At 57.7% G+C, this 25376-nt stretch carries 22 protein-coding genes; 13 read left to right on the forward strand and 9 right to left on the reverse strand.

Annotation, left to right across the window (positions count from 1 at the left end; genetic code table 11):
- The first annotated feature begins 267 nt into the window (after window positions 1–267).
- The 5 genes from HX884_RS06800 to HX884_RS06820 are packed head-to-tail and all read left to right on the forward strand — an operon-like array spanning window position 268 to window position 4941.
- The gene (locus HX884_RS06800) at window positions 268–1080 is read left to right on the forward strand and encodes an ABC transporter ATP-binding protein (protein WP_058680866.1); all 813 of its coding nucleotides are present in this window, start codon (window positions 268–270) and stop codon (window positions 1078–1080) included.
- Window positions 1077–2060, forward strand: a complete 984-nt coding sequence (locus HX884_RS06805) for an iron ABC transporter permease (protein ID WP_038983470.1) — start codon at window positions 1077–1079, stop codon at window positions 2058–2060. Before HX884_RS06800 ends, HX884_RS06805 begins: the two co-directional genes overlap by 4 nt.
- On the forward strand, window positions 2057–3097 hold the full coding sequence (locus HX884_RS06810) for an iron ABC transporter permease (protein ID WP_178327891.1): 1041 nt from the start codon (window positions 2057–2059) through the stop codon (window positions 3095–3097). Before HX884_RS06805 ends, HX884_RS06810 begins: the two co-directional genes overlap by 4 nt.
- Before the next feature lie 9 nt (window positions 3098–3106).
- Complete coding sequence (locus tag HX884_RS06815; protein ID WP_029883033.1) at window positions 3107–4057, forward strand: iron-siderophore ABC transporter substrate-binding protein; 951 nt, start codon at window positions 3107–3109, stop codon at window positions 4055–4057.
- Window positions 4054–4941, forward strand: coding sequence for a MurR/RpiR family transcriptional regulator (locus tag HX884_RS06820; RefSeq protein ID WP_178327892.1), 888 nt, complete (start codon window positions 4054–4056; stop codon window positions 4939–4941). Before HX884_RS06815 ends, HX884_RS06820 begins: the two co-directional genes overlap by 4 nt.
- A gap of 23 nt (window positions 4942–4964) precedes the next feature.
- On the opposite strand, the gene HX884_RS06825 is transcribed toward HX884_RS06820, so the two are convergent.
- Window positions 4965–5804, reverse strand: coding sequence for an AraC family transcriptional regulator (locus HX884_RS06825; RefSeq protein WP_058678713.1), 840 nt, complete (start codon window positions 5802–5804; stop codon window positions 4965–4967).
- A 166-nt stretch (window positions 5805–5970) separates the two neighbouring features.
- On the opposite strand from HX884_RS06825, the gene HX884_RS06830 reads away from it, so the two are divergent.
- Genes HX884_RS06830 through HX884_RS06840 form a run of 3 tightly spaced genes read left to right on the forward strand, consistent with a single transcriptional unit; the run spans window position 5971 to window position 10276 of the window.
- Window positions 5971–7773, forward strand: a complete 1803-nt coding sequence (locus HX884_RS06830; protein ID WP_178327893.1) for a DUF2264 domain-containing protein — start codon at window positions 5971–5973, stop codon at window positions 7771–7773.
- A gap of 32 nt (window positions 7774–7805) precedes the next feature.
- Window positions 7806–9071: an oligosaccharide MFS transporter gene (locus HX884_RS06835; RefSeq protein WP_178327894.1), complete on the forward strand. Its 1266-nt coding sequence runs from the start codon at window positions 7806–7808 to the stop codon at window positions 9069–9071.
- Between the two features lie 17 nt (window positions 9072–9088).
- Window positions 9089–10276, forward strand: coding sequence for a glycoside hydrolase family 88 protein (locus HX884_RS06840; protein ID WP_178327895.1), 1188 nt, complete (start codon window positions 9089–9091; stop codon window positions 10274–10276).
- A gap of 30 nt (window positions 10277–10306) precedes the next feature.
- Here HX884_RS06840 and lysM read toward each other — a convergent pair whose 3' ends face one another.
- The 5 genes from lysM to qseB all read right to left on the reverse strand — a co-directional run bounded on the left by lysM (window position 10307) and on the right by qseB (window position 13858).
- Window positions 10307–10747, reverse strand: a complete 441-nt coding sequence (gene lysM / locus HX884_RS06845; protein ID WP_013098729.1) for a peptidoglycan-binding protein LysM — start codon at window positions 10745–10747, stop codon at window positions 10307–10309.
- 85 nt (window positions 10748–10832) lie between these two features.
- A complete protein-coding gene (locus tag HX884_RS06850) occupies window positions 10833–11147 on the reverse strand; it encodes a putative quinol monooxygenase (protein ID WP_013098728.1) in 315 nt (104 codons plus the stop codon).
- A 30-nt stretch (window positions 11148–11177) separates the two neighbouring features.
- Window positions 11178–11759, reverse strand: coding sequence for an NAD(P)H-dependent oxidoreductase (locus tag HX884_RS06855; RefSeq protein WP_013098727.1), 582 nt, complete (start codon window positions 11757–11759; stop codon window positions 11178–11180).
- Between the two features lie 105 nt (window positions 11760–11864).
- A complete protein-coding gene (gene qseC / locus HX884_RS06860) occupies window positions 11865–13202 on the reverse strand; it encodes a quorum sensing histidine kinase QseC (RefSeq protein ID WP_178327896.1) in 1338 nt (445 codons plus the stop codon).
- Window positions 13199–13858: a quorum sensing response regulator transcription factor QseB gene (gene qseB / locus HX884_RS06865; protein WP_020689493.1), complete on the reverse strand. Its 660-nt coding sequence runs from the start codon at window positions 13856–13858 to the stop codon at window positions 13199–13201. Before qseB ends, qseC begins: the two co-directional genes overlap by 4 nt.
- A 139-nt stretch (window positions 13859–13997) precedes the next feature.
- On the opposite strand from qseB, the gene HX884_RS06870 reads away from it, so the two are divergent.
- The 4 genes from HX884_RS06870 to ftsP all read left to right on the forward strand — a co-directional run bounded on the left by HX884_RS06870 (window position 13998) and on the right by ftsP (window position 19149).
- On the forward strand, window positions 13998–14399 hold the full coding sequence (locus HX884_RS06870; RefSeq protein WP_020689494.1) for a YgiW/YdeI family stress tolerance OB fold protein: 402 nt from the start codon (window positions 13998–14000) through the stop codon (window positions 14397–14399).
- A gap of 118 nt (window positions 14400–14517) precedes the next feature.
- Window positions 14518–16776 carry a DNA topoisomerase IV subunit A gene (parC, locus tag HX884_RS06875; RefSeq protein WP_020689495.1) on the forward strand — a complete coding sequence of 753 codons (2259 nt, stop codon included), beginning with the start codon at window positions 14518–14520 and terminating at the stop codon, window positions 16774–16776.
- Between the two features lie 164 nt (window positions 16777–16940).
- Window positions 16941–17678 carry a 1-acylglycerol-3-phosphate O-acyltransferase gene (gene plsC, locus HX884_RS06880; RefSeq protein ID WP_013098722.1) on the forward strand — a complete coding sequence of 246 codons (738 nt, stop codon included), beginning with the start codon at window positions 16941–16943 and terminating at the stop codon, window positions 17676–17678.
- A gap of 58 nt (window positions 17679–17736) precedes the next feature.
- A complete protein-coding gene (gene ftsP / locus HX884_RS06885; RefSeq protein WP_013098721.1) occupies window positions 17737–19149 on the forward strand; it encodes a cell division protein FtsP in 1413 nt (470 codons plus the stop codon).
- 30 nt (window positions 19150–19179) lie between these two features.
- On the opposite strand, the gene HX884_RS06890 is transcribed toward ftsP, so the two are convergent.
- Window positions 19180–20655, reverse strand: a complete 1476-nt coding sequence (locus tag HX884_RS06890; RefSeq protein ID WP_013098720.1) for a TrkH family potassium uptake protein — start codon at window positions 20653–20655, stop codon at window positions 19180–19182.
- 200 nt (window positions 20656–20855) lie between these two features.
- Here HX884_RS06890 and HX884_RS06895 point away from each other — a divergent pair, with 200 nt between their 5' ends.
- On the forward strand, window positions 20856–23033 hold the full coding sequence (locus HX884_RS06895) for a YgiQ family radical SAM protein (RefSeq protein ID WP_061771388.1): 2178 nt from the start codon (window positions 20856–20858) through the stop codon (window positions 23031–23033).
- 96 nt (window positions 23034–23129) lie between these two features.
- Here the strand turns inward: HX884_RS06895 and dkgA are convergent, their stop codons facing one another.
- A complete protein-coding gene (gene dkgA / locus HX884_RS06900; protein ID WP_013098717.1) occupies window positions 23130–23957 on the reverse strand; it encodes a 2,5-didehydrogluconate reductase DkgA in 828 nt (275 codons plus the stop codon).
- A gap of 105 nt (window positions 23958–24062) precedes the next feature.
- Window positions 24063–25226 (reverse strand): alcohol dehydrogenase, encoded by a 1164-nt coding sequence (gene yqhD, locus HX884_RS06905; RefSeq protein ID WP_013098716.1) that lies wholly within the window; start codon window positions 25224–25226, stop codon window positions 24063–24065.
- Between the last annotated feature and the right edge of the window lie 150 nt (window positions 25227–25376).

Below are 25376 nucleotides of genomic sequence, written 5' to 3' on the forward strand. Positions count from 1 at the left end.
ATTCAATCATGCGGCAATGTAGTAGTAAACGGAAAAAAGCAAAAATCGGCTACAGCCTGAAACCTCCCGTCCTGATATAAGTAGATTCCATATAATTCATTGAAAACGCTTAAATAAAAAATAAAAGCGCCGCTGTAGTACCTGTTATTTAACCCTGGCTTTATCAGGGTGTTTATCCCCTTGACTACTACATGGCGCAGCGGCAAACTCTCAAAAGAGAATGAGTTTTATTTTTATTTGTTCGTTTTTTATTAAGTTGGCATTCACGTGGCGCACAACACCCATAAACCGGGGCTGGTTCTGGAGAACCTCTCCGCGGGCTACCAGAAAAAAATCATCGTCGATGATATCTCCCTTGCGATCCCCCGGCAGAAAATGACCGTGCTGGTAGGGGCGAACGGCTGTGGAAAATCCACGCTGCTGAGCACTATCGCGCGTCTGCTGCAACCACTTGGCGGGGCCGCACTGCTTGATGGCAAAGCCATTCACGAGCAACCAACCAGAGCGGTAGCCCGCCAGCTGGGGATCCTGCCGCAATCTCCGCTGCTGCCGGAAGGGCTGACCGTGTTTGAGCTGGTATCACGCGGCCGTTTTCCCTGGCAAAATTTTATGCGCCAGTGGAGCGATGAAGACGAGCAGGCCGTTGAAGAGGCTCTGCACCTGACCGGTACGGCAGAGTTTGCACATCAGCCCGTCGAAAGCCTCTCCGGCGGCCAGCGCCAGCGCTGCTGGATCGCAATGGCCCTGGCGCAGCAAACGCCCTATATCCTGCTGGATGAACCGACAACCTTTCTCGATCTTCGCTATCAGGTGGAGATCCTCGAGCTGCTGCATACCCTGACCCGCCAGCATGACCGTACGGTGGTGGTGGTGCTCCACGATCTCAACTTCGCCGTTAACTATGGCGATTCCCTGGTTTTTTTACGCCAGGGCAAAGTCGAGGGGGTATTGCATGAAGGCGACGTCTGCACGCCGGAACTCATCAAAGCGGTGTTTGATGTCGATGTCCATATGTCGGTTAATCCCCTGACCGGTAAGCCGTTCTTTATGCCATTCCGCCAGGCGGCGGAAAAATTATGATGCGAACGTCACTGGCTTTCCTGCTGTTTGCCTTGCTGCTGGTGATGGGCGCGATTGCCCACCTGGGTATCGGTGCGCGTGTCATTGCTCCCCAGACGGTGGTGCAGGCCTTGCTTCATTTCGACCCGCGCAATTTCGATCACAACGTGATTGTCAGATTACGCCTGATACGGCTGGCTGCCGCCATGGTCACCGGGGCGGCGCTGGGCGTGGCGGGCGTGTTGTTACAGTCGGTGATCCGTAACCCGCTGGGCGAGCCGCATATTCTGGGGCTTAACGCGGGGGCGGCGCTGGCCGTGGTGCTGACCAGCGCGCTCGGGTTTACCTTGCCGTTTGGCCGCCCGCTGATTGCCGCTGTGGGTGCCGCCGCGCTGTTTATGCTGGTGTTGACGTTCTCCTCTTCAGGGCGAACCGGCCTCACGCCAATGAAAATTACCTTATGCGGCGTGGCGATGTCGGCGTTTGCGTCGTCGATTACCGCCACGGTGCTGATTCTGGATGAACAGACGCTGCTTGCCATGCGCACCTGGCTGGCGGGAGATCTTGCCGGGCTTAACGCGGAAATCGTTCGCAGCGCATCCTGGGTTGCCGCTGTGGGGGTCGCTCTGGCGCTCTGGCTGTCGCCATCGCTCAATATGCTGGCCCTGGGCGACCGGATGGCGCAGGGGCTGGGCGTGTCGCTGCTCAAAACTCGCCTTTTGGCTCTGCTGGCGATTGCGCTGCTTTGCGGCGCAGCCGTCTCCATTGCCGGGCCGATTGGTTTTATTGGCCTGGTCGTGCCGCAGCTTATCCGCCGTCTGGTGTCGGTGGACTTACGCGTGATGGTGCCGCTTTCTGCCCTGTGCGGGGCGCTGGTGTTACTGCTGGCGGATATCGCGGCCCGTACGCTGTTTACGCCGTATGAGCTGGCGACCGGGATCATGACCGCGCTGGTGGGTGCTCCTCTCTTTATCCTGATGGCATCAAGGATGTTCAAATGAGCCGGGCCGGACTGCGTGCATGGCGTGTCGGGCCGTTTTCCGGGCAGGTACGCCCGGCGGCAGTGGCGCGCGTTACGCTTATCGCTCTAATGGGCATTCTCCTGCTGGGGTTTGGCCTGACGCACGGTTCGCTTCCCATTCCCACTTCCGCCATCGGGCGCGCGCTGTTCTCCGGAGAACCCCTGGAGGCCGATGCGCGCTATATCGTGATGGATATCCGCCTGCCACGGCTGCTGATGGCCATTTTAAGCGGCGCGATGCTGGGCATGGCGGGGGCGGCGATGCAGTCCATCACCCGCAATGGCCTGGCCGATCCGGGGCTTATCGGCGTGAAAGAGGGCTGCAGCGCGGCGGTACTGCTGCTGATTTTTCAGTTCCCTGCGCTGGGGCCGGCCTGGCGTCCGCTGGTCGGGATGGCCGGTGGTCTCATTACCGCGCTGCTGGTGGTGGCGCTGGCCCGCGATATCTCGCGTCCGCGTTTTATTCTGATTGGGATTGGCGTGTCATGGGCCTTCTCTGCGGCAATGGGGATCTTTATGACCACCGCCGACGTGCGCGATGTGCAGACGGCGATGCTGTGGCTGGCAGGGAGCCTGCACGCGGCAAACTGGACGCTGGTCGGTATCGCCGCAGCCTGGGCGGCCCCGGCGTTTGCGCTACTGCTCTTTACCGCCCGCGCGGCTGACGTGGCATTGCTGGGTAACCACGCCGCAACGGGGCTCGGGGTTCGCACCGCACGATTAGCCCTACTGCGCGTTCTCGCGCCGGTGATGTTAACGGCGGCCTGTGTCTCCTGCGTGGGGAGTATTGGTTTTGTGGGGCTGATTGCGCCGCATATGGCGCGTCTGATGCTGCGCGGTGGGCAAACCGCGTTGTTGATGGGCAGTGCCGTGCTGGGTGCGCTGCTGGTGCTGCTGGCGGATACCGTCGGGCGGCTGGCATTCCTGCCGTTGCAGTTACCGGCGGGAATTGTGATTTCACTGATTGGCGGACCGTTTTTCCTGCTGCTGCTCTGGCAGCGTCGGGACAGATTTTAGAGGACTAAGATGCGCGTACTTGTTTCGATGCTGTTGCTGATAGGGTTTGCGGTGAGTGCGGCGGAGCCGACGCAGACGTTCACTGACGATCTGGGGCGTAAGGTGGAGGTGCCGCTTCACCCGAAGCGGATCGTCTCGCTGCACGACCTGGATATCACCATTCCACTGATTGAGCTTGGCGTACCGCCCGTCGCCAGCCACGGCCGCACGCGCCCGGACGGCAGCCATTTTCTGCGCGCCAGCGGCATGCTGACGGGGGTGGATTTCGATAATTCCGACATCAAATTCATCGGCACGGCGGATATCGACATTGAAGCCATTGCCGCCGCCAAACCCGATCTGATCATCACCGAGCCGACCCGCAACACGCCGGTGGAACAGCTGGAAAAGATTGCCCCGACGGTGAGTATCGACCATCTCGACGGCGGTGCACCGGAGATCTACCGCAAGCTGGCGCAGCTCACCGGTACGCAGGCGCGGCTGAAAATCCTGGAGCGCCGCTATCAGGAGCAAATCAAGGCGCTGAAGGCGACCATCGATACGCGCAAAATCACCGTGTCGGTGATTCAGGCTAACCAGGGAAAAATCAATGCCATGCACAGCTACCACTCTTTAGGCCGCGTGCTGCGTGACGCCGGATTTACCTTCCCGCCGCTGATTGAGAGTATTCCTGAAGGGGGACGGATTGACGTCAGCGCCGAACGTCTGCCGGAGCTGGACGCCGATTTTGTCTTTGCCACCTGGCGCGGCGACACCGGGGGTAAACCGCAGGACGAGCTGGCGGCGATGGAGGCGGTGATGCCGGGCTGGTGCCAGTTCCTGAACGCCTGTCGGACCGGCCACTACGTGCTGATTTCACGCGAAGAGGCCATTTCGAACTCCTTCGCCTCTTTAGGGCTGATGGCCGCGCAGGTACAGTCGCAGATTGCCGGGCGGCCATTGCCGGAGGTATCACCGTGATCCGTAAAGAGAAAGGGCGAGTGGATGTTTACGGGGAGCGCTTTCGCGCACGTGCACATCATCTGACGCCGCGTCTGCTGCAGGTGGCGCGCTACATCAACGAGAACCGGGAAGCGGTGATGGAGCAGACGGCAATTGAAATCGCCACGCTGCTAAAAACCTCGGACGCCACCGTGGTCCGCGCGATCCAGGCGCTGGGTTTTGCCGGGCTGCGCGATCTGAAGCAGACGCTGGAGCAGTGGTTTGGTCCGGTGGTGACGTCCAGCGAAAAGATCTCCTCGACGGTTAACACGCTCACCAGCGACGTTAACGCGAGCATCGATTTTGTGCTGGAAGGGCATCAGCACACCTGTGAGGTCTTGTCGCAACCGCACAACCGTTATGCGATGGCGCAGGCGGTGTCGCTGCTGGCACAGGCCAGGCAGGTGGCGATCTTCGGCATTGGTGCCTCCGGTATTCTGGCCGAGTACACCGCCAGATTATTCAGCCGGATGGGGCTCCCCGCCATGCCGCTCAACCGCACCGGGATAGGCCTTGCCGAACAGTTGATTGCGCTCCAGCGCGGCGATGTACTGGTGATGATGGCGCAAAAATCTGCACACCGGGAAGGACAAACCACGTTGCGGGAAGCCAAACGTCTGGGGATCCCGACGATTTTGCTGACCAACGCCCTGGACTCGCGTTTCAGCAAAGAGGCCAGCGTGGTGATCCATGTGCCACGCGGCGGAGAAAAAGGCAAAATCCCGCTGCACGGTACGGTGCTGCTGTGCCTGGAGATGATTATTTTGTCCGTCGCCTCCACCGAGCCGCAGCGCACCATCAAATCCATGAAGCGCATCAACGAGTTTCATCGTGGGTTAAAGCCGGGGAAGAAGAGCGGTTAAAGCATGCCGGGCGCTCACGCCGTTCATCGGTCAGCATGGTTCTTCCGGTACTGCAACGGCGTCTCGCCAATTCCCTTCTTAAACGCGCTGATAAACCACGTCACGTCGGAAAATCCCACCTGGGTGGCAATCTCGCGTACGCTCGCCTCGCTGTGCAGCAGGCGCTCGCAGGCCTTGCGCAGCCTTAGCGTATTCAGATAGTTGTGGATCTTCTCGCCCGTTTCCGCATGGAATTTTCGCGATACGTAGCTGCGGGATTTCCCCAGCGTTTCTGCCAGTGCATCCAGGCGAAATTTCTCCTGGTAATGTTCGTCCAGCCAGAACATCACCTGGCTGGCGAGCCCAAGGCTACTGCCCGGCGCACGGGCATTATCGTCCGGGAGCATGGCGAATAAACCAATCAACAGCGCGGCTATTCCCTCGCGGGTTAAAGGCGACGGGTAACAGCCGAGCAGATGATCGACATGGTGATGGCAGTGCGCCAGATCGGCGACCCACGCTCCCGCGCCGCGGGCAGAAAGTTTCTGCAGCCGCTGCTGCGTGTGGGGAAAATCGCGCAGGGCTGTGAGCACCGCGTGAGGGTCGAGATGAATAATGGTACGTCGGTAAATCGCTTCTGCCTGCTCATCCACCCTCACTTTATGCAGGGTAAACGGCGGAAAGAAAAACAGCCGCCCGGGGCGCATGGTGTAGTGACGGTTATCGACAATGGCGACGCCAAATCCTTCTTCTACATACAGAATCTCCAGACACTGATGCCAGTGATGATAACGCACGGTATTGGCAAACAGACGGCTGAATGACACGACGGTGTCATTTAAAGTGATCAGTTCCAGCCGGTCGGAGGTGGGCGTGTCGCGCATAGTGCAATAAAACTCAATTTTCTGCCGTTATCTTCTCGTTATAAACCACCTTTTTAAATTTTCTCAACTGGAGGTTTATTTAGCCTTCACGGCTGTGACGTGGCTAACATTTATCCCCCTTGCGGATTCACTATCCTTCGTCGCAGTTGATGACGAGGGCGAGCGTATGTCTAAAAAATCAAATCCATTGTCTTCGCGCCAGGAGGTAGTGGCGTCGTTACATGACCTGCTGGGCGCGCTGGATAAGTCCTTTCCGCAGGATTGTTCCCGGTTCTCGCTGGGAGAAACCTGTGCGCACTACCCCACGGAGATTGCGCAGATGGAAGGGCTATCCCGTGCGCTGTGGGGGCTGTTTCCGCTGATGGCGGGCGGCGGGGACGAGCCGTTTAGTGAGAAGTACCTGACCGCCATTAAGCTCGGCACCGATCCGCAGAGCCCGGGCTATTGGGGGGAAACCGGCCCGTACGACCAGCGTCTGGTGGAGATGGCGGCTTACGGCCTGGGGCTGGCGCTGCTGGGGGATAAGCTCACCCGCCGCTTCAGCGAACGTGAGGTAATGAACCTGCACGCGTGGCTCAACCAGATCACCGATGCGCAGATGCCGGACAGCAACTGGAACTACTTCGCGATTATGGTGCAGCTTGGCTTCAAATGTGCCGGGCTGCCGCATGATCCGCGCGCCATCGACCGTCGGTTTGCGATGATGGAGGCGTATTATCTGGGTGACGGCTGGTATTCTGACGGCCCGGGCCGCCCGAAGGATTACTACATCTCAATGGCGTTCCACTTCTACGGCCTGATTTATGCCACCCTCGGCGGTGATGAAAAAAGGGCGGAGGTGTTACGCGAGCGTGCCCGTCAGTTTGCCGAAGATTTTATTTACTGGTCTGCCGCCGACGGCGCGTCGGTACCGTTTGGCCGGAGCCTCACCTATCGCTTCGCGATGGTCGCTTTCTGGAGCGCCGTGGCCTTTTCCGGGCTGAATGTCTTCTCGCCGGGCATCGTGAAGGGCATTGTGCTGCGCCATCTTCGCTGGTGGCAGCGGCAGCCGATGACCGATCGCGACGGTATTTTGACCCTCGGTTTTACTTATCCCAACCTGGTGATGTGTGAGGATTATAACGCCCCCGGCTCACCGTACTGGGCGCTGAAAACGTACCTGATTCTGGCCTTGCCGGAGTCACACCCGTTCTGGCAGGCAGAAGAGCAGCCGCTCCCCTCGCTGGCGGAAAAACGCGTGATCCACCCAGCGCAGCACATCCTGATGCATGCGGATAACTCACAGCACGTCACGATGCTCACTGCCGGTCAGCTTGAGCTGAATAACTACGTCAACACCGAAGCCAAATACACCAGATTTGCGTACTCAAGCCGCTTTGGCTTCACCCTCGAACGGGGACGCTTTGGCCTGAAACATGCCGCCTGCGACTCGATGTTACTGCTGGCGGAGGGGGATAACTACTTCCGTGGGCGTCGCGAATGCGCGGAGGTGCGGGTGGATGAGAACTACCTCTATTCACGCTGGTCACCCTGGCATGATGTCCATGTCGAAACCTGGCAAATTCCCTTTGGCGAGTGGCACGTGCGTCTGCACCGCATTAACAGCGCTCGCACCCTTCAGGCAGTGGAGGGCGGTTTTGCGGTGATGAAAACCGAACACCACATTCATGAGCGTGGCTGTTACCTGACGGCCAGCAACGGCAGCAGCGTGATTGTCGATCTCTCCCCGGCCATTGCCCGGGAGCCAGACAGCATCGTCACGCCGCCGAACAGCAGCATTATGTTCCCGGAATGCGCATCCATTCCGCTGTTAAAAACCGATCTCCCTCAGGGAGAGAGCTGGCTCTGTTGCGCCGTCGTGGCCAGCGAGAAACCCCCCGCGGCATTGGCACCTGAACTGAAGATGACCCCTGACCAGGTCGCGATCCGCGAACCCGGAGGCGAACGTAAGCTGTCGTTCACATTATAAAAAATCTGACCCTACACGTCGGCGAGGATGATATGAAAAGTGCATCTACAACGAACAGAACCGAATATTACAAAATCAGCAGCTTTATATTTCTCTATTTCTTTACCTGGTCTGCCAGTATTGGGCTATTAGCCATCTGGCTCGGCCAAAAGGCGAATCTCAGCGGCTCGGTAATTGGCACTGTCTTTGCGGTCAACGGTATCTTCTCAGTCATTCTTAAACCGATCTACGGCTATATTCTCGATAAGATCGGCATGAGTAAATACCTGCTCTATTTTGTGGTTGCCATGTCCACACTGATGGCGCCGTTCTTTATTTATGTTTATCAGCCGCTGCTGATGTCCAATACTCTGGTGGGGATTATCATTGGCGCGCTCTATTTAAGCTTTGCCTGGTACGCGGGCGTGGCGGCGTGTGAATCCTATTCTGACCGCTTTAGCCGTTTAAACGGTATGGAGTTCGGGCAAATTCGCATGTGGGGATCGCTTGGCTGGGCCGTGGCGTCCTCGTTCTCCGGTCTGCTGTTTAATCTCTCTCCAGCGTATAACTTTATTCTGGGCAGCGTCGCATCCATCATCATGCTGATCGTCCTTGTGAGCCTGAAAGTGAACACTAACTCCGCTCATGCCAGCGAGGTGCTGACCAAAGAGAAAATCGCCCCTGCGGATGTCTATGCCCTGCTGCGTAACCGCAAGTTCTGGGCGTTCTGCCTGTATGTGGCGGGCGTGGCGTGGATGATGTTTATTGCCGAGCAGCAGTTCTCACGCTATTTCGTCACGTTCTTTGATGATATTCACCAGGGTAACGCGGTGTTCGGTTATCTGGGAACCGTACAGTCGGGTATGGAATTTGTGATGTATATGGTGATCCCGCTGTTGGTGAATAGTATTGGTGCCAAGCGTGGGCTGTTAATTGTCGGGCTGGTGGTCGGTGCGCGACTGATTATTTCCGGCCTGTGCGATTCCCATCTGTTAATTTCCGTACTGAAACCGCTGTATGGCCTGGAAATATGTCTGCTGCTGGTCTCGGTCTTTAAATATATTGCTGAGCATTTCGATAAACGCGTTAACGCCACCATGTATCTGCTGGGCTATCAGGCCATGCTCTACGTGGGCAACGTGGTTGTCTCTTCGCCTGCCGGCTATCTGTATGACCGCATCGGCTTTGAGCACACCTATATCATTATGGGAGCCACGGCGCTGACCTTTACGTTTATCTCTGCCTTTACGTTATCCGCCTGCCAGAGCAAATGGCGCGGTACCCGCTCGCTGAACGCAGCAGAACCCTCATCCCGGTAATTTAAAGGACCCGAAACATGTTAAGTCGTATCAAAGAGGAACACCTGCAGGCTATTCCTGTCCCCGTTGAATCGCGGACATTACGTGATGAACTCAGCTCTGCCCGCAGTCACGTGCTTGAGCTGATTAGCCGTCATTTGGTGGCGTTCGGTGACCGATTCCCGGCAGAAACCTGCCAGAACGGGGTTTATCCGCTGACGGAGAACGTGGAGTGGACCACCAGCTTCTGGACCGGGCAGCTATGGCTGGCGTGGGAGATGAGCGGTGAGACAACGTTCCGCGAGATGGCTGAAAAACACGTGCGCTCGTTTGGCCTGCGCATCGCCGGGCGTAATGATACCAACACTCATGATTTGGGATTCCTGTATACGCTCTCCTGCGTGGCGGCCTGGCGACTGACCGGCAACCGCGAGGGGCGCGGGTTCGCCCTGCTGGCGGCTGAAGCCCTGCTGGAGCGCTTTCACCCGAAGGCGAAGATTATTCAGGCCTGGGGCGATCTGTCAGACCCGGAGCAGGCCGGGCGGATGATTATCGACTGCAACATGAATCTGCCGCTGCTCTACTGGGCGACGGAACAAACCGGCGACGCGCGCTTTGCTGACGCCGCAAAAGCCCACGTGATGCAGGCCGCCAGGTACCTGATTCGTGAAGATGCCTCGACGTTCCACACCTACTACATGGATGTGGTTACCGGCGCGCCTCGCTACGGCAACACGCAGCAAGGATACGCGGACGACTCCTGCTGGTCCCGCGGGCAGGCGTGGGGGATCTACGGTTTTATGCTGAGCTATCTCTATACCGGCGATAAGACGATGATTGTGCTGTCAAAACGCCTGGCAAACTACTTTCTTAATCGTCTGCCGGAGGATTATGTCTGCCACTGGGATCTGGCGCTGCTGGGGACAGATGCGCTGCGGGATTCCTCCTCGGCGGCCATTGCCGTCTGCGGGCTGCTGGAGCTGGTAAAACAGTTGCCGGTCACGGATCCGGATCGTGAACGTTATCTGGACTGGGCTAAAGGGATTATGTCGTCACTGACAAAGCACTATCTGATGGGCAAAGACGAGAAGGGGAACGGGCTGCTTAAGCACGCTGTCTATCACCTGGCGAGCAACAAAGGCGTGGATGAGTGTGCGAGCTGGGGCGATTACTTCTACGTTGAGGCGCTGGTGCGGTTCACCCAGAGTTGGAAGCCGTACTGGTAAAAGGTCGGGGGCACGCCCCCGACGTGTGGGTTACGCCTTAGGAATACGCAGCGTCTGGCCGGGATAAATCTTGTCCGGGCTGGAGAGCATCGGGCGGTTCGCCTCAAAAATCTTGTTGTACTGGTTGGCATCCCCGTACACGGTTTTGGAGATGGCGCTGAGGGTGTCGCCTGATTTCACCGTATAGTAAGTGGCTTCATCTTTGGCATCAGTAGCGGTGATGTTGTTTTCCACCTCGCTGACGCCCGCAATATTGCCGACGGCGACCTGGATTTTTTCTTTCTGCTCTTGGGTCAGCCCGTCGCCCGTTACGCTGGCTTTACCGTCGGTAACGTTGACCTGCACTTTATCCGCGCCGGGAATGTTGAGTTTCTTGAGATGCTCGGTGATTTTGTCGCTCTGGCCTTTATGATCGGTCAGGTTGTCCCACAGCTTTTCGCCTGCTTCTTTTACGAAGTTAAAAAGTCCCATTCCTTCCTCCTGTTAATCATGAAGTCAGAATAAGCATAGCAGGTCAGAGATATTTCCCTCTCCGAAAGGAGAGGGAAGGCAGGTTTTACACCCCTTGCTCCAGAATACGGATGTGGGTTTCCAGCACGTCACCTTTTACCGCATCGCTCCACGCTTTCATGTGTGCGGTCTGCAGGTGCGCTTCGAGATGCGCCACGGTTTCCCACTGCTCAACCATGATGATGGAGTCCGGCGCGGTGGCCTGGAAGCTGGCGTTGGTTGCGGCGTCAACCATCGGCGCATAGCCGTGGCAGCCTTCTTCTTGCAGTACGGTTGGGATAATTTTCGCGAACTGATCCAGCACCGCCTGGCGGTGATGTTGGCCAGGACGGGTACGGATTTCAGCAATAACGGTAAGCATAATTAACTCCTTCTAATTCCAGGTTACCAGTTAAGCAAAAATTTCAGCCAGATGCTTGCGATATTCTGCGATATAGCGCGGGACGTCAGGCATTTTAATCACGTCGTTGACGATAAAGGTCGGCAGCGGGTCCATGCCGAGGAACTGGTTAGCCTTGTGGAACGGCAGGTATGCGCCGTCTACCCCTACGCCTTCAAAGAACTGATCTTTATCGGTGAACGCGTCCAGCGGGGCGTTCCAGGTCAGGGAGAGCATATATTTCTTACCCTGAATCAGGCCGCCTGAGCCATATTTTTTAGACGCGTCTGAACGGGTACGGCCGTCGCTGGCATACAGCGAACCGTGGCCCTCAGTGAACACGTCATCCATATATTTTTTCACGGTCCACGGTGCGCCCATCCACCAGCCCGGCATCTGCCAGATAACCACGTCAGCCCACAGGAAGTTCTGCACTTCGGCTTTCACGTCGTAATGGCTGTCTGCGCGCACAACCTTAACATCATGCCCGGCGTCGCGCAGGAAGCCGTCCGCGACCTCGGTCAGGGTGTCATTCAACTGGCCTTTAGAGTGGGCGAATTCTTTCGCACCGTTGATAATCAGAATGTTGCTCATTATTTGTCCTCGTCGATGAGAGTATGGCGAGTATTCTACGCGCGAGGGCGATACGGTAAAATGAGCAAAATGTGCAAAGTCTTTTGCGTTAAATGCAATAATCCCTTACCAGCACACCTTCACATCAACGCCGCCTTCCGCAGCATTATCCAGTGAAACGCGCATACCGTGCAGGGCAGCAATGCGTTTTACAATCGATAATCCCAGCCCGCTGCCCGTGGCATCCTGGCCGGGTGGACGATAAAAACGCTCGCCAATACGGGCCAACGCCTCGGGGGCGATCCCTGGTCCGTTGTCGCGTACGGAGAAGCAATGGGCGTCCAGCGTAACGTCAACCACGCTACCGCGCGGGCTGTAACGCACGGCGTTATCCAGCAGGTTACGCACCAGCAGGCTCAACAGCAGCGGCTGACCCGTGCGTTCAGCCTGTGGGGCGTTGATGTTCAGGCGAACGTCGATACCCGCCTGCTGCGCCGGATGCCAGATGTCCAGAACCGCTGATTGCAGTAAATCGGCCATCTTTATCGGTTCGACATCGTCGAGATTTTCCAGAGAGTCCAGACGCGAGAGAGTGAGGAGTTGATCCACCAGCCGGGAGGCCCGGTCGATCCCCGCGTGGAGCTGCGAGAGCGCTTTTTCCTGCGCCTGCGGGTCGTCCAGAGAGAGTTGCGCCACGTCGGTTTGCACCTTCAGGGCCGCCAGCGGGCTACGTAATTCGTGCGCGGCATCGGAGGTAAAGCGGCGCTCGCGGCTCATCATCTCCTGGGTTCGGGTAAAGAGGTGGTTCAGGGAGTCCAGAAGGGGGCGCACTTCTGATGGCACGCCCTGTGTCGGCAGAGTGTCGGTGGCATCCGGTGAGCGCAGGCGCAACGTCTGCGCCAGTTTTTTCAATGGCTTAAGCTCCCGGCTCAGCAGGACAATCAGCAACAGCAGCATCACCGGTAGCGCCACCAGCCACGGCGTCAGCTGCGAGCTGACCACATCCAGCGCCATCTCCTGCCGGTATTCCCACTCCTGACCGACCACCACGCGGTACTTCCCGTCCGGCGAGGTCAGCCATAAGAAACGCCAGTCATCGTTGTCGTCTTTGAGCCTGCCGTCATCAAACCCATCGCGGCGATAGTGATACGGGATGTCGCGGCCGTTTTCCCCGTCATTGAGGATCATCGTGCCGTCGGTAGCGTAAATGGCGAAGGCCAGAGCATCGTCGTCCAGGCGACCGTGCTTCACTTTTTTGGGGATCTCGCGCATCCGCTCCGGAGCGCGTATCTCATCCAGATCCATCGTCAGCAGCCGTTTAGCAAACAGCATCTGCTGGGTATCAAACAGCTTATCGAGCTTGTGGGTCGTCTGCTGCCAGGCGACAAGGCTTGCGACAAACCAGGCCGTCAGCGACAGCAGCAGAAAAAGAAGCGTCAGACGGAGTTTCAGGCTCAGTTTCATGCGTCACCCAGGGTATAGCCGATGCCATGAACCGTGCGGATAAACTCGCTGCCCAGCTTACGCCGCAGATGATGGACGTGAACTTCCACGGCGTTACTGGAGACGTCATCGTCCCACGTATAGAGCTTCTCTTCGATCGCTTTACGCGGCAGGACGCGGCCCGCATTGCGCATCAGTAACTCCAGCAGGGCGAACTCTTTGGGCTTGAGGGCCAGCGTTTCCCCCTCCAGCGTGGCGACCAGGCTTGTCGGGTCGAGCGTCACTTTGCCGTGACGCAGTTCGCTGCGCGTCTGACCGTGGCTGCGACGCACCAGCGCCTCAAGGCGGGCGGCCACTTCGATCAGTGCGAAGGGTTTGCAGAGGTAATCATCGGCCCCCAGGCGTAACCCCTCGACGCGCTGATTCAGCGCATCCCGCGCGGTCAGGATAAGCACCGGCTCGCTGCGCCCGCTTTCGCGCCAGGCGCGCAGGATCGCCAGACCGTCGATCTCCGGTAGCGTCAGGTCAAGCACCACCGCATCGTAAGGGGCAGAACAGAGCGCCGCCTGGCCGGTTTTTCCGTCGGTGAACCAGTCCACGCTGAAGCCCATTTTGCTTAAGCCCGCTTTGATGCCATCACCAATCAGCTTGTCGTCTTCTACCAGTAATATGCGCATATCCCCTCCTTGATGGCGTCAGTAAACCCTCTGGATCCGCCTGCTGTACAGTAAAAAAATATAAATTTTCCCCTTAAGAAGTTGTTAAGGATTACCCTGTTTAATGGATTGCGACACCACATTAAAGGGAGAGATGAATATGAAAAAATTCGCTGCAATGGCTGCTATCATGATGATGACCACCGCACCGGTCTTCGCTGCTCAGGGCGGTTTTACGGGCCCATCAGCTACCCAACCCCAGACTCAGACGCAGGCAGGCGGTTTTGTTGATAACAACGCCAACCTGACAACGGCCGCGAAAGTCAAAGACCTGAAGGACGACGCCTGGGTGAAGCTGCGCGGGAACATCACCGAACGCCTGTCCGATGACCGCTACACCTTCCGCGACGAGACCGGCACGGTGGTGGTTGAGATTGATCATAAGCGCTGGAACGGTGTGACCGTGTCCCCGCAAGATAAAGTCGAGCTGCAGGGTAAGGTCGATAAAGACTGGAACGAATTTGAAATCGACGTGAAGCAGGTTATCAAGCTGACGAAATAACCCAGAAAGGGCCGCTTATCCGGCCCTTTTTCTTTGTGACTCAACTCGCCAGATAGGGTAGTATCTGCGGCAATATTGCCTGAAACCCATCGGTTTCTGAGTTGAGGAATCACACGTAATGAGCGATATGGCAGAGCGCCTCGCGCTACATGAATTCACGGAAAACGCCTACCTGAACTACTCCATGTACGTCATCATGGACAGGGCATTGCCGTTTATCGGGGATGGCCTGAAGCCCGTTCAGCGTCGCATCGTCTATGCGATGTCCGAGCTGGGGCTGAACGCCACCGCCAAGTTCAAGAAATCCGCCCGTACCGTCGGTGACGTACTGGGTAAATACCATCCGCACGGCGACAGCGCCTGCTATGAAGCGATGGTGCTGATGGCCCAGCCGTTCTCTTATCGTTACCCGCTGGTGGACGGTCAGGGGAACTGGGGGGCACCGGACGATCCGAAATCCTTCGCGGCGATGCGTTATACCGAATCCCGCCTGTCTAAATATGCCGAAGTGCTGCTGGGCGAACTCGGCCAGGGGACGGTGGACTGGGTGCCAAACTTCGACGGCACGCTGCAGGAGCCGAAAATGCTGCCTGCGCGTCTGCCGAATATCCTGCTGAACGGCACCACCGGTATCGCGGTCGGTATGGCGACGGACATCCCGCCACACAACCTGCGTGAAGTGGCGAAAGCCGCCATCACCCTGATTGAACAGCCGAAAACCTCGCTGGACGAGCTGCTGGATATCGTTCAGGGGCCGGACTTCCCGACCGAAGCTGAGATCATCACCTCGCGTGCCGAAATCCGCAAAATCTACCAGAACGGCCGTGGCTCCGTGCGCATGCGCGCGGTGTGGACCAAAGAGGACGGCGCCGTGGTGATCACCGCGCTGCCGCATCAGGTCTCTGGCGCCAAGGTGCTGGAGCAGATCGCCTCCCAGATGCGCAATAAAAAGCTGCCGATGGTGGACGACCTGCGCGATGAATCCGACCACGAAAACCCAACCCGTCTGGTGATCGTGCCGCGCTCTAATCGCGTGGACATGGAGCAGGTGATGAACCACCTGTTCGCCACCACCGACCTGGAAAAAAGCTACCGCATCAACCTGAACATGATCGGTCTGGACGGACGCCCGGCGGTGAAAAACCTGCTGGAGATCCTCTCCGAATGGCTGACCTTCCGTCGCGATACGGTGCGCCGTCGTCTGAACCACCGTCTGGAGAAAGTGCTTAAGCGCCTGCATATCCTCGAAGGTTTGCTGGTCGCGTTCCTCAATATCGATGAAGTCATTGAGATCATCCGTACCGAGGACGAGCCGAAGCCCGCGTTAATGTCGCGCTTTGGTATCAGTGAAACCCAGGCCGAAGCGATCCTCGAACTGAAGCTGCGCCATCTCGCTAAGCTGGAAGAGATGAAGATCCGCGGTGAGCAGAACGAGCTGGAAAAAGAGCGCGATCAGCTGCAGGCGATCCTCGCGTCCGAACGCAAGATGAACACCCTGCTGAAGAAAGAGTTGCAGGCCGATGCCGATGCCTTCGGCGACGACCGCCGTTCTCCGCTGCATGAGCGCGAAGAAGCGAAGGCGATGAACGAGCATGACATGCAGCCTTCAGAGCCGGTCACCATCGTCCTGTCCCAGAGCGGCTGGGTGCGTAGCGCCAAAGGCCATGATATCGACGCGCCGGGGCTGAGCTACAAAGCGGGCGACAGCTTCAAGGCGGCCGTGAAAGGCAAGAGCAACCAGCCGGTGGCGTTTATTGACTCCACGGGCCGCAGTTACGCCATCGATCCGATCACGCTGCCTTCCGCGCGCGGTCAGGGCGAACCGCTGACCGGCAAGCTGACGCTGCCGCCGGGGGCGACGGTTGACCACATGCTGATGGAAGCCGACGACCAGAAACTGCTGTTGGCCTCTGATGCGGGTTACGGCTTTATCTGTACCTTTAACGATCTCGTGTCACGTAACCGTGCCGGTAAAGCCATGATCAGCCTGCCGGATAACGCACACGTTATGCCGCCGCTGGTGGTTGAGAACGAGAGCGACATGCTGCTGGCCATTACATCTGCCGGGCGCATGCTGATGTTCCCGGTCAGCGACCTGCCGGAGTTGTCAAAAGGGAAGGGCAATAAGATCATCAACATCCCGTCGGCGGAAGCCGCAAAAGGTGAAGATGGCCTGGCGCATCTCTTCATTCTGCCGCCGCAGAGCACGCTGACCATTCATGTCGGCAAGCGTAAAATCAAGCTGCGTCCGGAAGAGTTGCAGAAGGTGGTGGGCGAGCGCGGACGCCGCGGTTCGCTGATGCGCGGCCTGCAGCGTATCGACCGCGTGGAGATCGATTCTCCTGCACGCAGCAGCGCGGGCGACAGCGAAGAGTAACGCGTTTCGATCCCCCTCTGTTCCGGAGGGGGATATCCAATAAAATTTCCCGTAAAACCGTTGTTAATTCGTGCGTTGCGATTAACAATACGCGCTCGTAATAAAGTCCTTACCTGGCCACAGGTGAAGTATAATTGTCAGCTGTCAGGGCTTCAGAGGTCGCTATGCTATACATTGTTCGTCTTATTCTTACCGTTATCTACTGCATTCTGGTCTGTGTTTTCGGCTGCATCTATTGCCTGTTCAGCCCGCGTAACCCGAAGCATGTCGCCACCTTCGGCCACATGTTTGGTCGTCTTGCGCCGCTGTTTGGCCTGAAGGTTGAAAAGCGTCTGCCGGAAGGGGCGGAGAATTTCGGTAACGCCATCTATATCGCAAACCATCAAAATAATTACGATATGGTGACCGCCTCTAACATCGTGCTGCCGCCGACCGTGACGGTGGGTAAGAAGAGCCTGCTGTGGATCCCCTTTTTCGGCCAGCTCTACTGGCTGACGGGTAACTTGCTGATTGACCGTAATAACCGCGCAAAAGCGCACGGTACCATTGCGGAAGTGGTGAACCACTTCAAAAAGCGCCGCATTTCTATCTGGATGTTCCCGGAAGGCACGCGCAGCCGCGGTCGCGGTCTGCTGCCGTTTAAAACCGGGGCGTTTCATGCCGCAATTGCGGCGGGCGTTCCAATTATTCCCGTGTGTGTTTCCAATACATCGAATAAGATTAATCTTAACCGCCTGAATAACGGGCTGGTGATTGTCGAGATGCTGCCGCCGGTCGATACCAGCAAATACGGTAAAGATCAGGTCCGCGAGCTGGCAGCGCACTGCCGTGAACTGATGGTTCAGCATATTGCTCAGCTCGACAAAGAAGTCGCAGAGAGAGAAGCCGCCGGGAAGATCTAATCCGGCGTTAAAGGGAAAACGAATTCCCGCGTTGTTAGTCGTTTCAGATGGAGCTTATATGTCACTCAGTCGGCGTCAGTTTATTCAGGCTTCAGGGATCGCCCTTTGTGCGGGTGCGATGCCGCTGACAGCCAGCGCCGCCGGGCAGCAACAGCCTCTGCCCATTCCGCCGTTGATTGAATCCCGTCGCGGGCAGCCGCTATTCCTGACGCTACAGCGAAGCCACTGGTCGTTTACCCAGGGAACCCGCGCGCCAGTCTGGGGCATTAACGGGCGCTACCTTGGGCCGACCATCCGCGTGTGGAATGGCGATGACGTAAAGCTCATCTACAGCAACCGCACGCCTGAAAATGTGGCGATGACCATCAGCGGGTTGCAGGTTCCCGGCCCGTTGATTGGCGGGGCCGCGCGCATGATGTCGCCTAACGCCGACTGGGCTCCCGTGCTGCCGATCCGTCAGAGCGCGGCGACGCTGTGGTATCACGCTAATACCCCTAACCGCACTGCCCAGCAGGTTTATAACGGCCTGGCCGGGATGTGGCTGATAGAAGACGAGGTCAGTAAATCTCTGCCCATTCCAAACCACTACGGCGTGGATGATTTCCCGGTCATTATCCAGGACAAGCGTCTGGATAACTTTGGCACACCGGAATACAGCGAGCCGGGCAGCGGTGGCTTTGTTGGCGACACGCTGCTGGTCAACGGCGCGCAAAGTCCGTATGTCGAAGTCTCGCGCGGCTGGGTTCGCCTGCGTCTGCTGAACGCCTCTAACTCGCGCCGCTATCTGTTGCAGATGAGCGATGGCCGCCCGCTGCATGTGATCTCTGGCGACCAGGGCTTTTTACCCGCGCCGGTGTCCGTTAAACAGCTGGCGCTTGCCCCGGGTGAACGCCGTGAAATCCTCGTGGATATGACCAACGGCGATGAAGTCTCGGTGACCTGCGGCGAAGCGGCGAGCATTGTGGATCGCATTCGTGGCTTCTTTGAGCCGTCGAGCATTCTGGTCTCCACGCTGGTGCTGACCCTGCGCCCAACCGGCCTGCTGCCGCTGGTGACCGACAGCCTGCCTATGCGCCTGCTGCCGCAGGAGATCATGAGCGGTTCGCCGGTGCGCAGCCGTGATATCAGCCTCGGCGACGACCCGGGCATCAACGGCGCGCTGTGGGACGTTAACCGTATCGACATTACTGCCCAGCAGGGCACCTGGGAGCGCTGGACCGTTCGCTCCGACATGCCGCAGTCGTTCCATATTGAAGGCGTGTCATTCCTGATCCGCAACGTGAACGGCGCGATGCCGTTCCCGGAAGACAGGGGCTGGAAAGACACCGTCTGGGTGGATGGTCAGGTTGAACTGCTTGTCTACTACGGCCAGCCTTCCTGGCCGCACTTCCCGTTCCTGTTCCACAGCCAGACGCTGGAGATGATGGACAGGGGCTCCGTAGGGCAAATGCTGGTTAACCCGGCGCCGTAAGCACAGCATTCCCGGTGCGCCGGGAATGCGTTATGCCCGCCAGAAAAAGCGCGAGCACAGGATCAACACCGGATAAATTTCCAGACGTCCTAAGATCATCGCCGCGCACATCAACAGCTTGGCCTCTTCCTTTAACGTCCCGAAGGTTGATGCCGTTTCGCCAAAGCCCAGCCCCATATTGTTGATACAGGCAGCCACCGTCGCAAATGATGTAAACAGGTCATAGCCCATCAGATTGAGCGCCCAGACGAAAAAGCCTGTGATCATCACGTAGAGAAAGAAGAAGCTCCATACTGAACGCAGGACGCGCTCATTCACCACGCTGTTGCCAACCTTGATGGTCAGCAGCGCCCGCGGATGCGCCAGCTGATTCATCTCCTGAATACTCTGCTTGAACATCATCAGAAAACGCAGGGCCTTAATCCCACCGCAGGTCGAACCCACGCAGCCACCAAAGAAGCTGGCGCTCAGCAGCAGGAATATGGTGTGGGCAGGCCAGTGGGCGTAATCGGCCGTTGAAAGGCCGTTATCGGTCATCATTGAGCTTGCCAGGAAGAAGGCGTGCACCAGGCTGTCGAGAGGGTTATACATTCCCGCGTGCCAGACCTGCCAGGCGGTAATGGCGATAAGCACCGCGGCAGCGGCCAGAAAGAATCTCACCTCCGGGCTGCGGCGAATCGGCTTCAGCGTGCGTCTGACAAGGGCGACATACCAGAGGGTAAAGTTAAACGCCGAAAGCAGCGAAAAGGTGCCGGCGACAAGCTCAATCGCGTGGCTGTCATAAAAACCGATGCTCTCGCTGCGGGTTGAAAAGCCGCCCAGGGATACGGTGGAGAGCCCGTGACAAACGGCATCAAAAAAGGGCATCCCCGCCAGCCAGTACGCCAGCGTGCAGGTTATCCCCAGCGCCAGATAGGTGACCCACAGGGTGCGTGCGGTATCGGCGAGTCGGGGCGTCAGACGCTCCTCTTTAAACGGGCCGGGCATTTCTGACTGGTACAGCTTCATGCCACCGATGCCCAGCAGCGGCAGGACCGCGACGGCCAGCACGATGACGCCCAGCCCGCCAATGAAATTGAGCTGCGCGCGATAATAGAGGTACGATTTGGGCAGGGCGCTGACGTCGCCGATCACCGTTGCGCCCGTGGTGGTGATCCCGGAAACGCCTTCAAAAAGTGCGTCAGCAAAGGAGAGTTGCAGGCCATCGTCCATCCAGAGCGGCATGGCGCTGATTAATGAGAACAGCAGCCAGAACAGGACGATAATCACGAATCCGTCGCGGGTGCGTAGCTGTATACCGGCGTGACGGGTTGCCCGCCAGGCCAGGCCGCCGAGGCTGAAAAAAGTCAAAAAGGTGGTCAAAAAAGCAAAATAGGTTCGCTCTTTATTCAGCAGAGCGATAACCATCGGCGGCAGCATAGACAGGCTGTACAGAAGAACCAGAAACCCGCAGAGATGAAGCACAACCCGCAGCTGGGAGACATGTAACGAATCGTTGAACTTCACAACAGAACTCCGCGCAAGAACCTGTTCCGGGGGAAAATCACCGGAAGTTAGAGTGAATATTATGAGCCAAAATAATCAGGGCGCTGTATTTTAACGACTTCTGTGAATATCTGTCTGCCTCTTGCATCCTTTTCTTCAAATCTGGCGGATGAACAGCGTATAATCCGGCTCCTTTTGTCTATTTTTTCTTCGGAAGCATTATGAGCGCAATTTCCCTGATCCAGCCGGATCGTGACCTTTTCTCGTGGCCCCAGTACTGGGCGGCCTGCTTTGGACCGGCGCCGTTCCTGCCGATGTCCCGGGAAGAGATGGACCAACTGGGCTGGGATAGCTGCGATATCATTCTGGTCACGGGCGATGCCTACGTTGACCACCCGAGCTTCGGTATGGCCATCTGCGGCCGCATGCTTGAAGCGCAGGGCTTCCGCGTGGGGATCATCTCCCAGCCAGACTGGAACAGCAAAGACGACTTTATGCGTCTGGGTAAACCGAACCTGTTCTTCGGCGTGACCGCCGGCAACATGGACTCGATGATCAACCGTTATACCGCCGACCGTAAGCTGCGCCATGACGATGCGTACACACCGGATAACGTGGCGGGCAAACGCCCTGACCGCGCCACGCTGGTCTACACCCAGCGCTGTAAAGAAGCCTGGAAAGATGTGCCGGTGATCCTGGGCGGCATCGAGGCGAGCCTGCGTCGTACCGCGCACTATGATTACTGGTCTGATACCGTGCGCCGCTCGGTGCTGGTGGACTCCAAAGCCGACATGCTGATTTACGGTAACGGCGAGCGTCCACTGGTAGAAGTGGCGCACCGTCTGTCGCAGGGCGAGCCGGTAAGCAGCATCCGCGACGTGCGCAACACCGCCATCATGGTGAAAGAAGCGCTGCCGGGCTGGCGCGGGGTGGATTCCCGCATCATCGATATGCCGGGCAAAATCGATCCTATCCCGCACCCGTATGGCGAAGATCTGCCGTGCGCCGATAACAAACCGGTTGAGCCAAAGAAAGCGGAAGCGAAGGCTATCGTCGTGCAGCCGCCGCGCCCGAAACCGTGGGAAAAGACCTATGTGCTGCTGCCGTCCTACGAGAAGGTGAAAGCCGATAAGGTGCTCTACGCCCACGCGTCCCGTATTCTGCACCATGAAACCAACCCCGGCTGTGCGCGTGCGTTGATGCAGAAGCACGGCGAGCGTTTTATCTGGATCAACCCACCGGCGATCCCGCTCTCCACCGAAGAGATGGACAGCGTCTTTGCGCTGCCGTACAAACGCGTGCCGCACCCGGCGTACGGCAACGCCCGTATCCCGGCGTATGAGATGATCCGCTTCTCGATCAACATCATGCGCGGCTGCTTCGGCGGCTGTTCCTTCTGCTCCATTACCGAGCACGAGGGGCGCATTATTCAGAGCCGTTCTGAAGATTCGATCATCAACGAGATCGAAGCCATTCGCGATACCGTGCCTGGCTTTACCGGGGTGATCTCCGACCTCGGCGGCCCAACGGCCAATATGTACATGCTGCGCTGTAAATCGCCGCGCGCGGAGCAAACCTGCCGCCGTCTCTCCTGTGTCTATCCAAGCATTTGCGAACATATGGACACCAACCACGAGCCGACGATCAACCTCTATCGCCGCGCGCGTGATTTGAAGGGCATCAAGAAAATCCTGATTGCCTCCGGGGTACGTTACGACATCGCTGTGGAAGATCCGCGCTACATCAAAGAGCTGGCGACGCACCACGTCGGTGGCTATCTGAAGATTGCGCCGGAGCACACCGAAGAAGGCCCGCTGTCGAAAATGATGAAGCCGGGGATGGGCAGCTACGATCGCTTTAAACAGCTGTTCGATACCTACTCAAAGCAGGCAGGGAAAGAGCAGTACCTGATCCCGTACTTCATCTCCGCCCACCCGGGTACGCGCGATGAAGACATGGTGAACCTGGCGCTGTGGCTGAAACAACGTCGCTTCCGTCTGGATCAGGTGCAGAACTTCTATCCGTCACCGCTCGCCAACTCCACAACCATGTACTACACCGGCAAAAACCCGCTGAGTAAAATTGGTTACAAGAGTGAAGACGTGGTGGTGCCGAAAGGGGATAAACAGCGTCGTCTGCACAAAGCGCTGCTGCGCTACCACGATCCGGCTAACTGGCCGCTGATCCGCCAGGCGCTGGAAGAGATGGGGAAAAAGCATCTGATTGGCTCGCGTCGCGACTGTCTGGTGCCGGCACCAACGCTGGATGAGATGCGCGAAGCGCGTCGCCAGAACCGCCATACGCGCCCGGCACTGACCAAGCATACGCCGATTGTGCATCAGCGTTCGAACGGTGGGACTACGGGGACGAAAAAAGCGGGAAAACGTAAGATCGGATAACGATGGTGCCCTCACCCCTCACCCTAACCCTCTCCCCGAAGGGGAGAGGGAACTTGAACACCCTCTCCCCTTCGGGGAGAGGGCAGGGTGAGGGGATTAACCGCCAAACTGATCCGGATCGGGCCCTAAACGCTTGCCCTGATCCAGTTTCGCAATCTCGCCCAGCTCATCTTTATCCAGGCGGAAATCCCAGACGTCGAAGTTCTCGGCGATGCGCGATGGCGTGACCGATTTCGGGATCACCACCAGGCCGTTGTCCAGGTGCCAGCGAATGACAATCTGCGCCGGGGTTTTGCCATATTTATCCGCCAGATCGCGGATAATTTTCTGGTCGAACACCCCTTCACCGCCCTGAGCCAGTGGGCTCCAGGATTCGGTCTGGATTTTGTGCGTGGCGTTCCAGGCGTGAAGCTGGCGCTGCTGCATCAGCGGGTGCAGTTCAATCTGATTAATCACCGGCACAACGCCCGTTTCGTCAATCAGACGCTGCAGGTGATGAACCTGGAAGTTACAGACGCCGATGCTTTTCACCAGCCCCTCTTTTTGCAGTTCAATCATCCCTTTCCAGGCATCAACATAATGGTCGATAGCCGGAACCGGCCAGTGCATCAGATACAGATCGACGAAATCGAGCTGGAGTTTCTCCAGGCTCTCCTGCAGCGCTTCGCGTGGGCGCTTTTGGTCGTCGTTCCACAGTTTGGTGGTGATAAAAAGGTCGTCGCGGGACATACCGGCGCTGGCCAGTGCTTTCCCCACGCCGTCCTCGTTTTTGTAGGCGGCGGCGGTATCAATGGACCGATAGCCGACTTCCAGTGCTTTATGAATGGCGGAGACGACCTCGTCGTTACCGGCTTTCCATACACCTAGCCCCAACTGGGGCATCACGTTGCCGTCCTGCAGCTTGATTACGGTTTGGTTTGCCATTTTTCCTCCTTCAGGTGCGCATCGCCGGAGGGGGACCCCGGCGATGGGGTGTGCATTAAGTCTGGACGAAATGTCAAAAAACGAAAGGCAGGATGCCAAAAACGCTTAGCGCGCCGCCTCGTAGATACGACGGCTAACGTCCAGCGTAATGTCGCCGTGTTCGCCCAGTTGAGTCATGCCGTGTTCTTCAAGTTTAGCCAGCAGGGCAGGGATAGAACTGCCATCCAGACCATAGCCGGACAGACGCGTCGGCACGCCTAGGCCTTCAAAGAAGTTGCGGGTCGCTTCGATTGCCGCATCGATACGCGCGTCGTCAGAACCTTCGGTGATGTTCCAGACGCGTTCCGCGTACTGCAGCAGTTTGGCGCGTTTGGTATCACGTTTTTCGTTCCACAGGGCCGGCAGAACCACCGCCAGCGTCTGGGCGTGATCCAGACCGTGCATTGCCGTCAGTTCATGGCCCAGCATGTGGGTTGCCCAGTCCTGCGGCACGCCTGCGCCAATCAGGCCGTTCAGGGCCTGCGTTGCAGCCCACATCACGTTGGCACGCACGTCGTAGTTTTCTGGCTCTTTCAGCGCCTTCGGACCCTCTTCGACCAGCGTCAGCAGAATGCCTTCCGCAAAACGATCCTGAATTTTGGCATCCACCGGATAAGTCACGTACTGCTCAACGGTGTGAACAAAGGCGTCGACCACGCCGTTCGCGACCTGACGCGCGGGCAGGGTGTAGGTGTACACCGGATCGAGGATCGCGAATACGGGCTGAACGTGCTCGTTCATAAAGGCCTGTTTGTCTCCGGTGGTTTTACGGGAGATCACCGCGCCTTTGTTGGATTCAGAACCGGTGGCTGGCAGGGTCAGCACGGAGCCCATCGGGATCGCGCTTTTAATGTCGCTGCCGCGGGTTTCCAGGATATGCCATGGGTCGATACCGTCGGCGTAGTGTGCTGCCGCGGCGATGAACTTCGTGCCGTCCAGCACGGAACCCCCGCCGACAGCCAGCAGGAAGGTGATGTTTTCTTCGCGGGCGATTTTCACCGCGTTCATCAGCGTTTCATAAGAAGGGTTTGGCTCGATACCGCCAAACTCGCGCACGTCCAGACCTTCCAGTGCGCTGTAAACCTGATCCAGCACGCCGGTTTTTTTCACGCTGCCGCCACCGTAGGTGATCAGCACGCGGGCGTCAGCGGGGATCTGTGCACGCAGATCGGCGATAGCGCCTTTACCAAACAGGATGCGGGTTGGGGTATGGAGATTAAAATTATTCATGGCTCGTTCCCTATCGTGGGTGAAAAATCGTGGCGGCGCGGATGGCTACCTGATGCTGCACATTGTGGCTGCCCGGGGATATCCTCTCAATGCACATTCCTGCCGATGTCTTGCCCATTTCTACAGAGCACTGGAGAAACGTCAGGAAAA

This window comes from Enterobacter sp. SECR19-1250, from assembly GCF_013391025.1.
GTDB classification, from domain to species: Bacteria; Pseudomonadota; Gammaproteobacteria; order Enterobacterales; family Enterobacteriaceae; genus Enterobacter; species Enterobacter cloacae.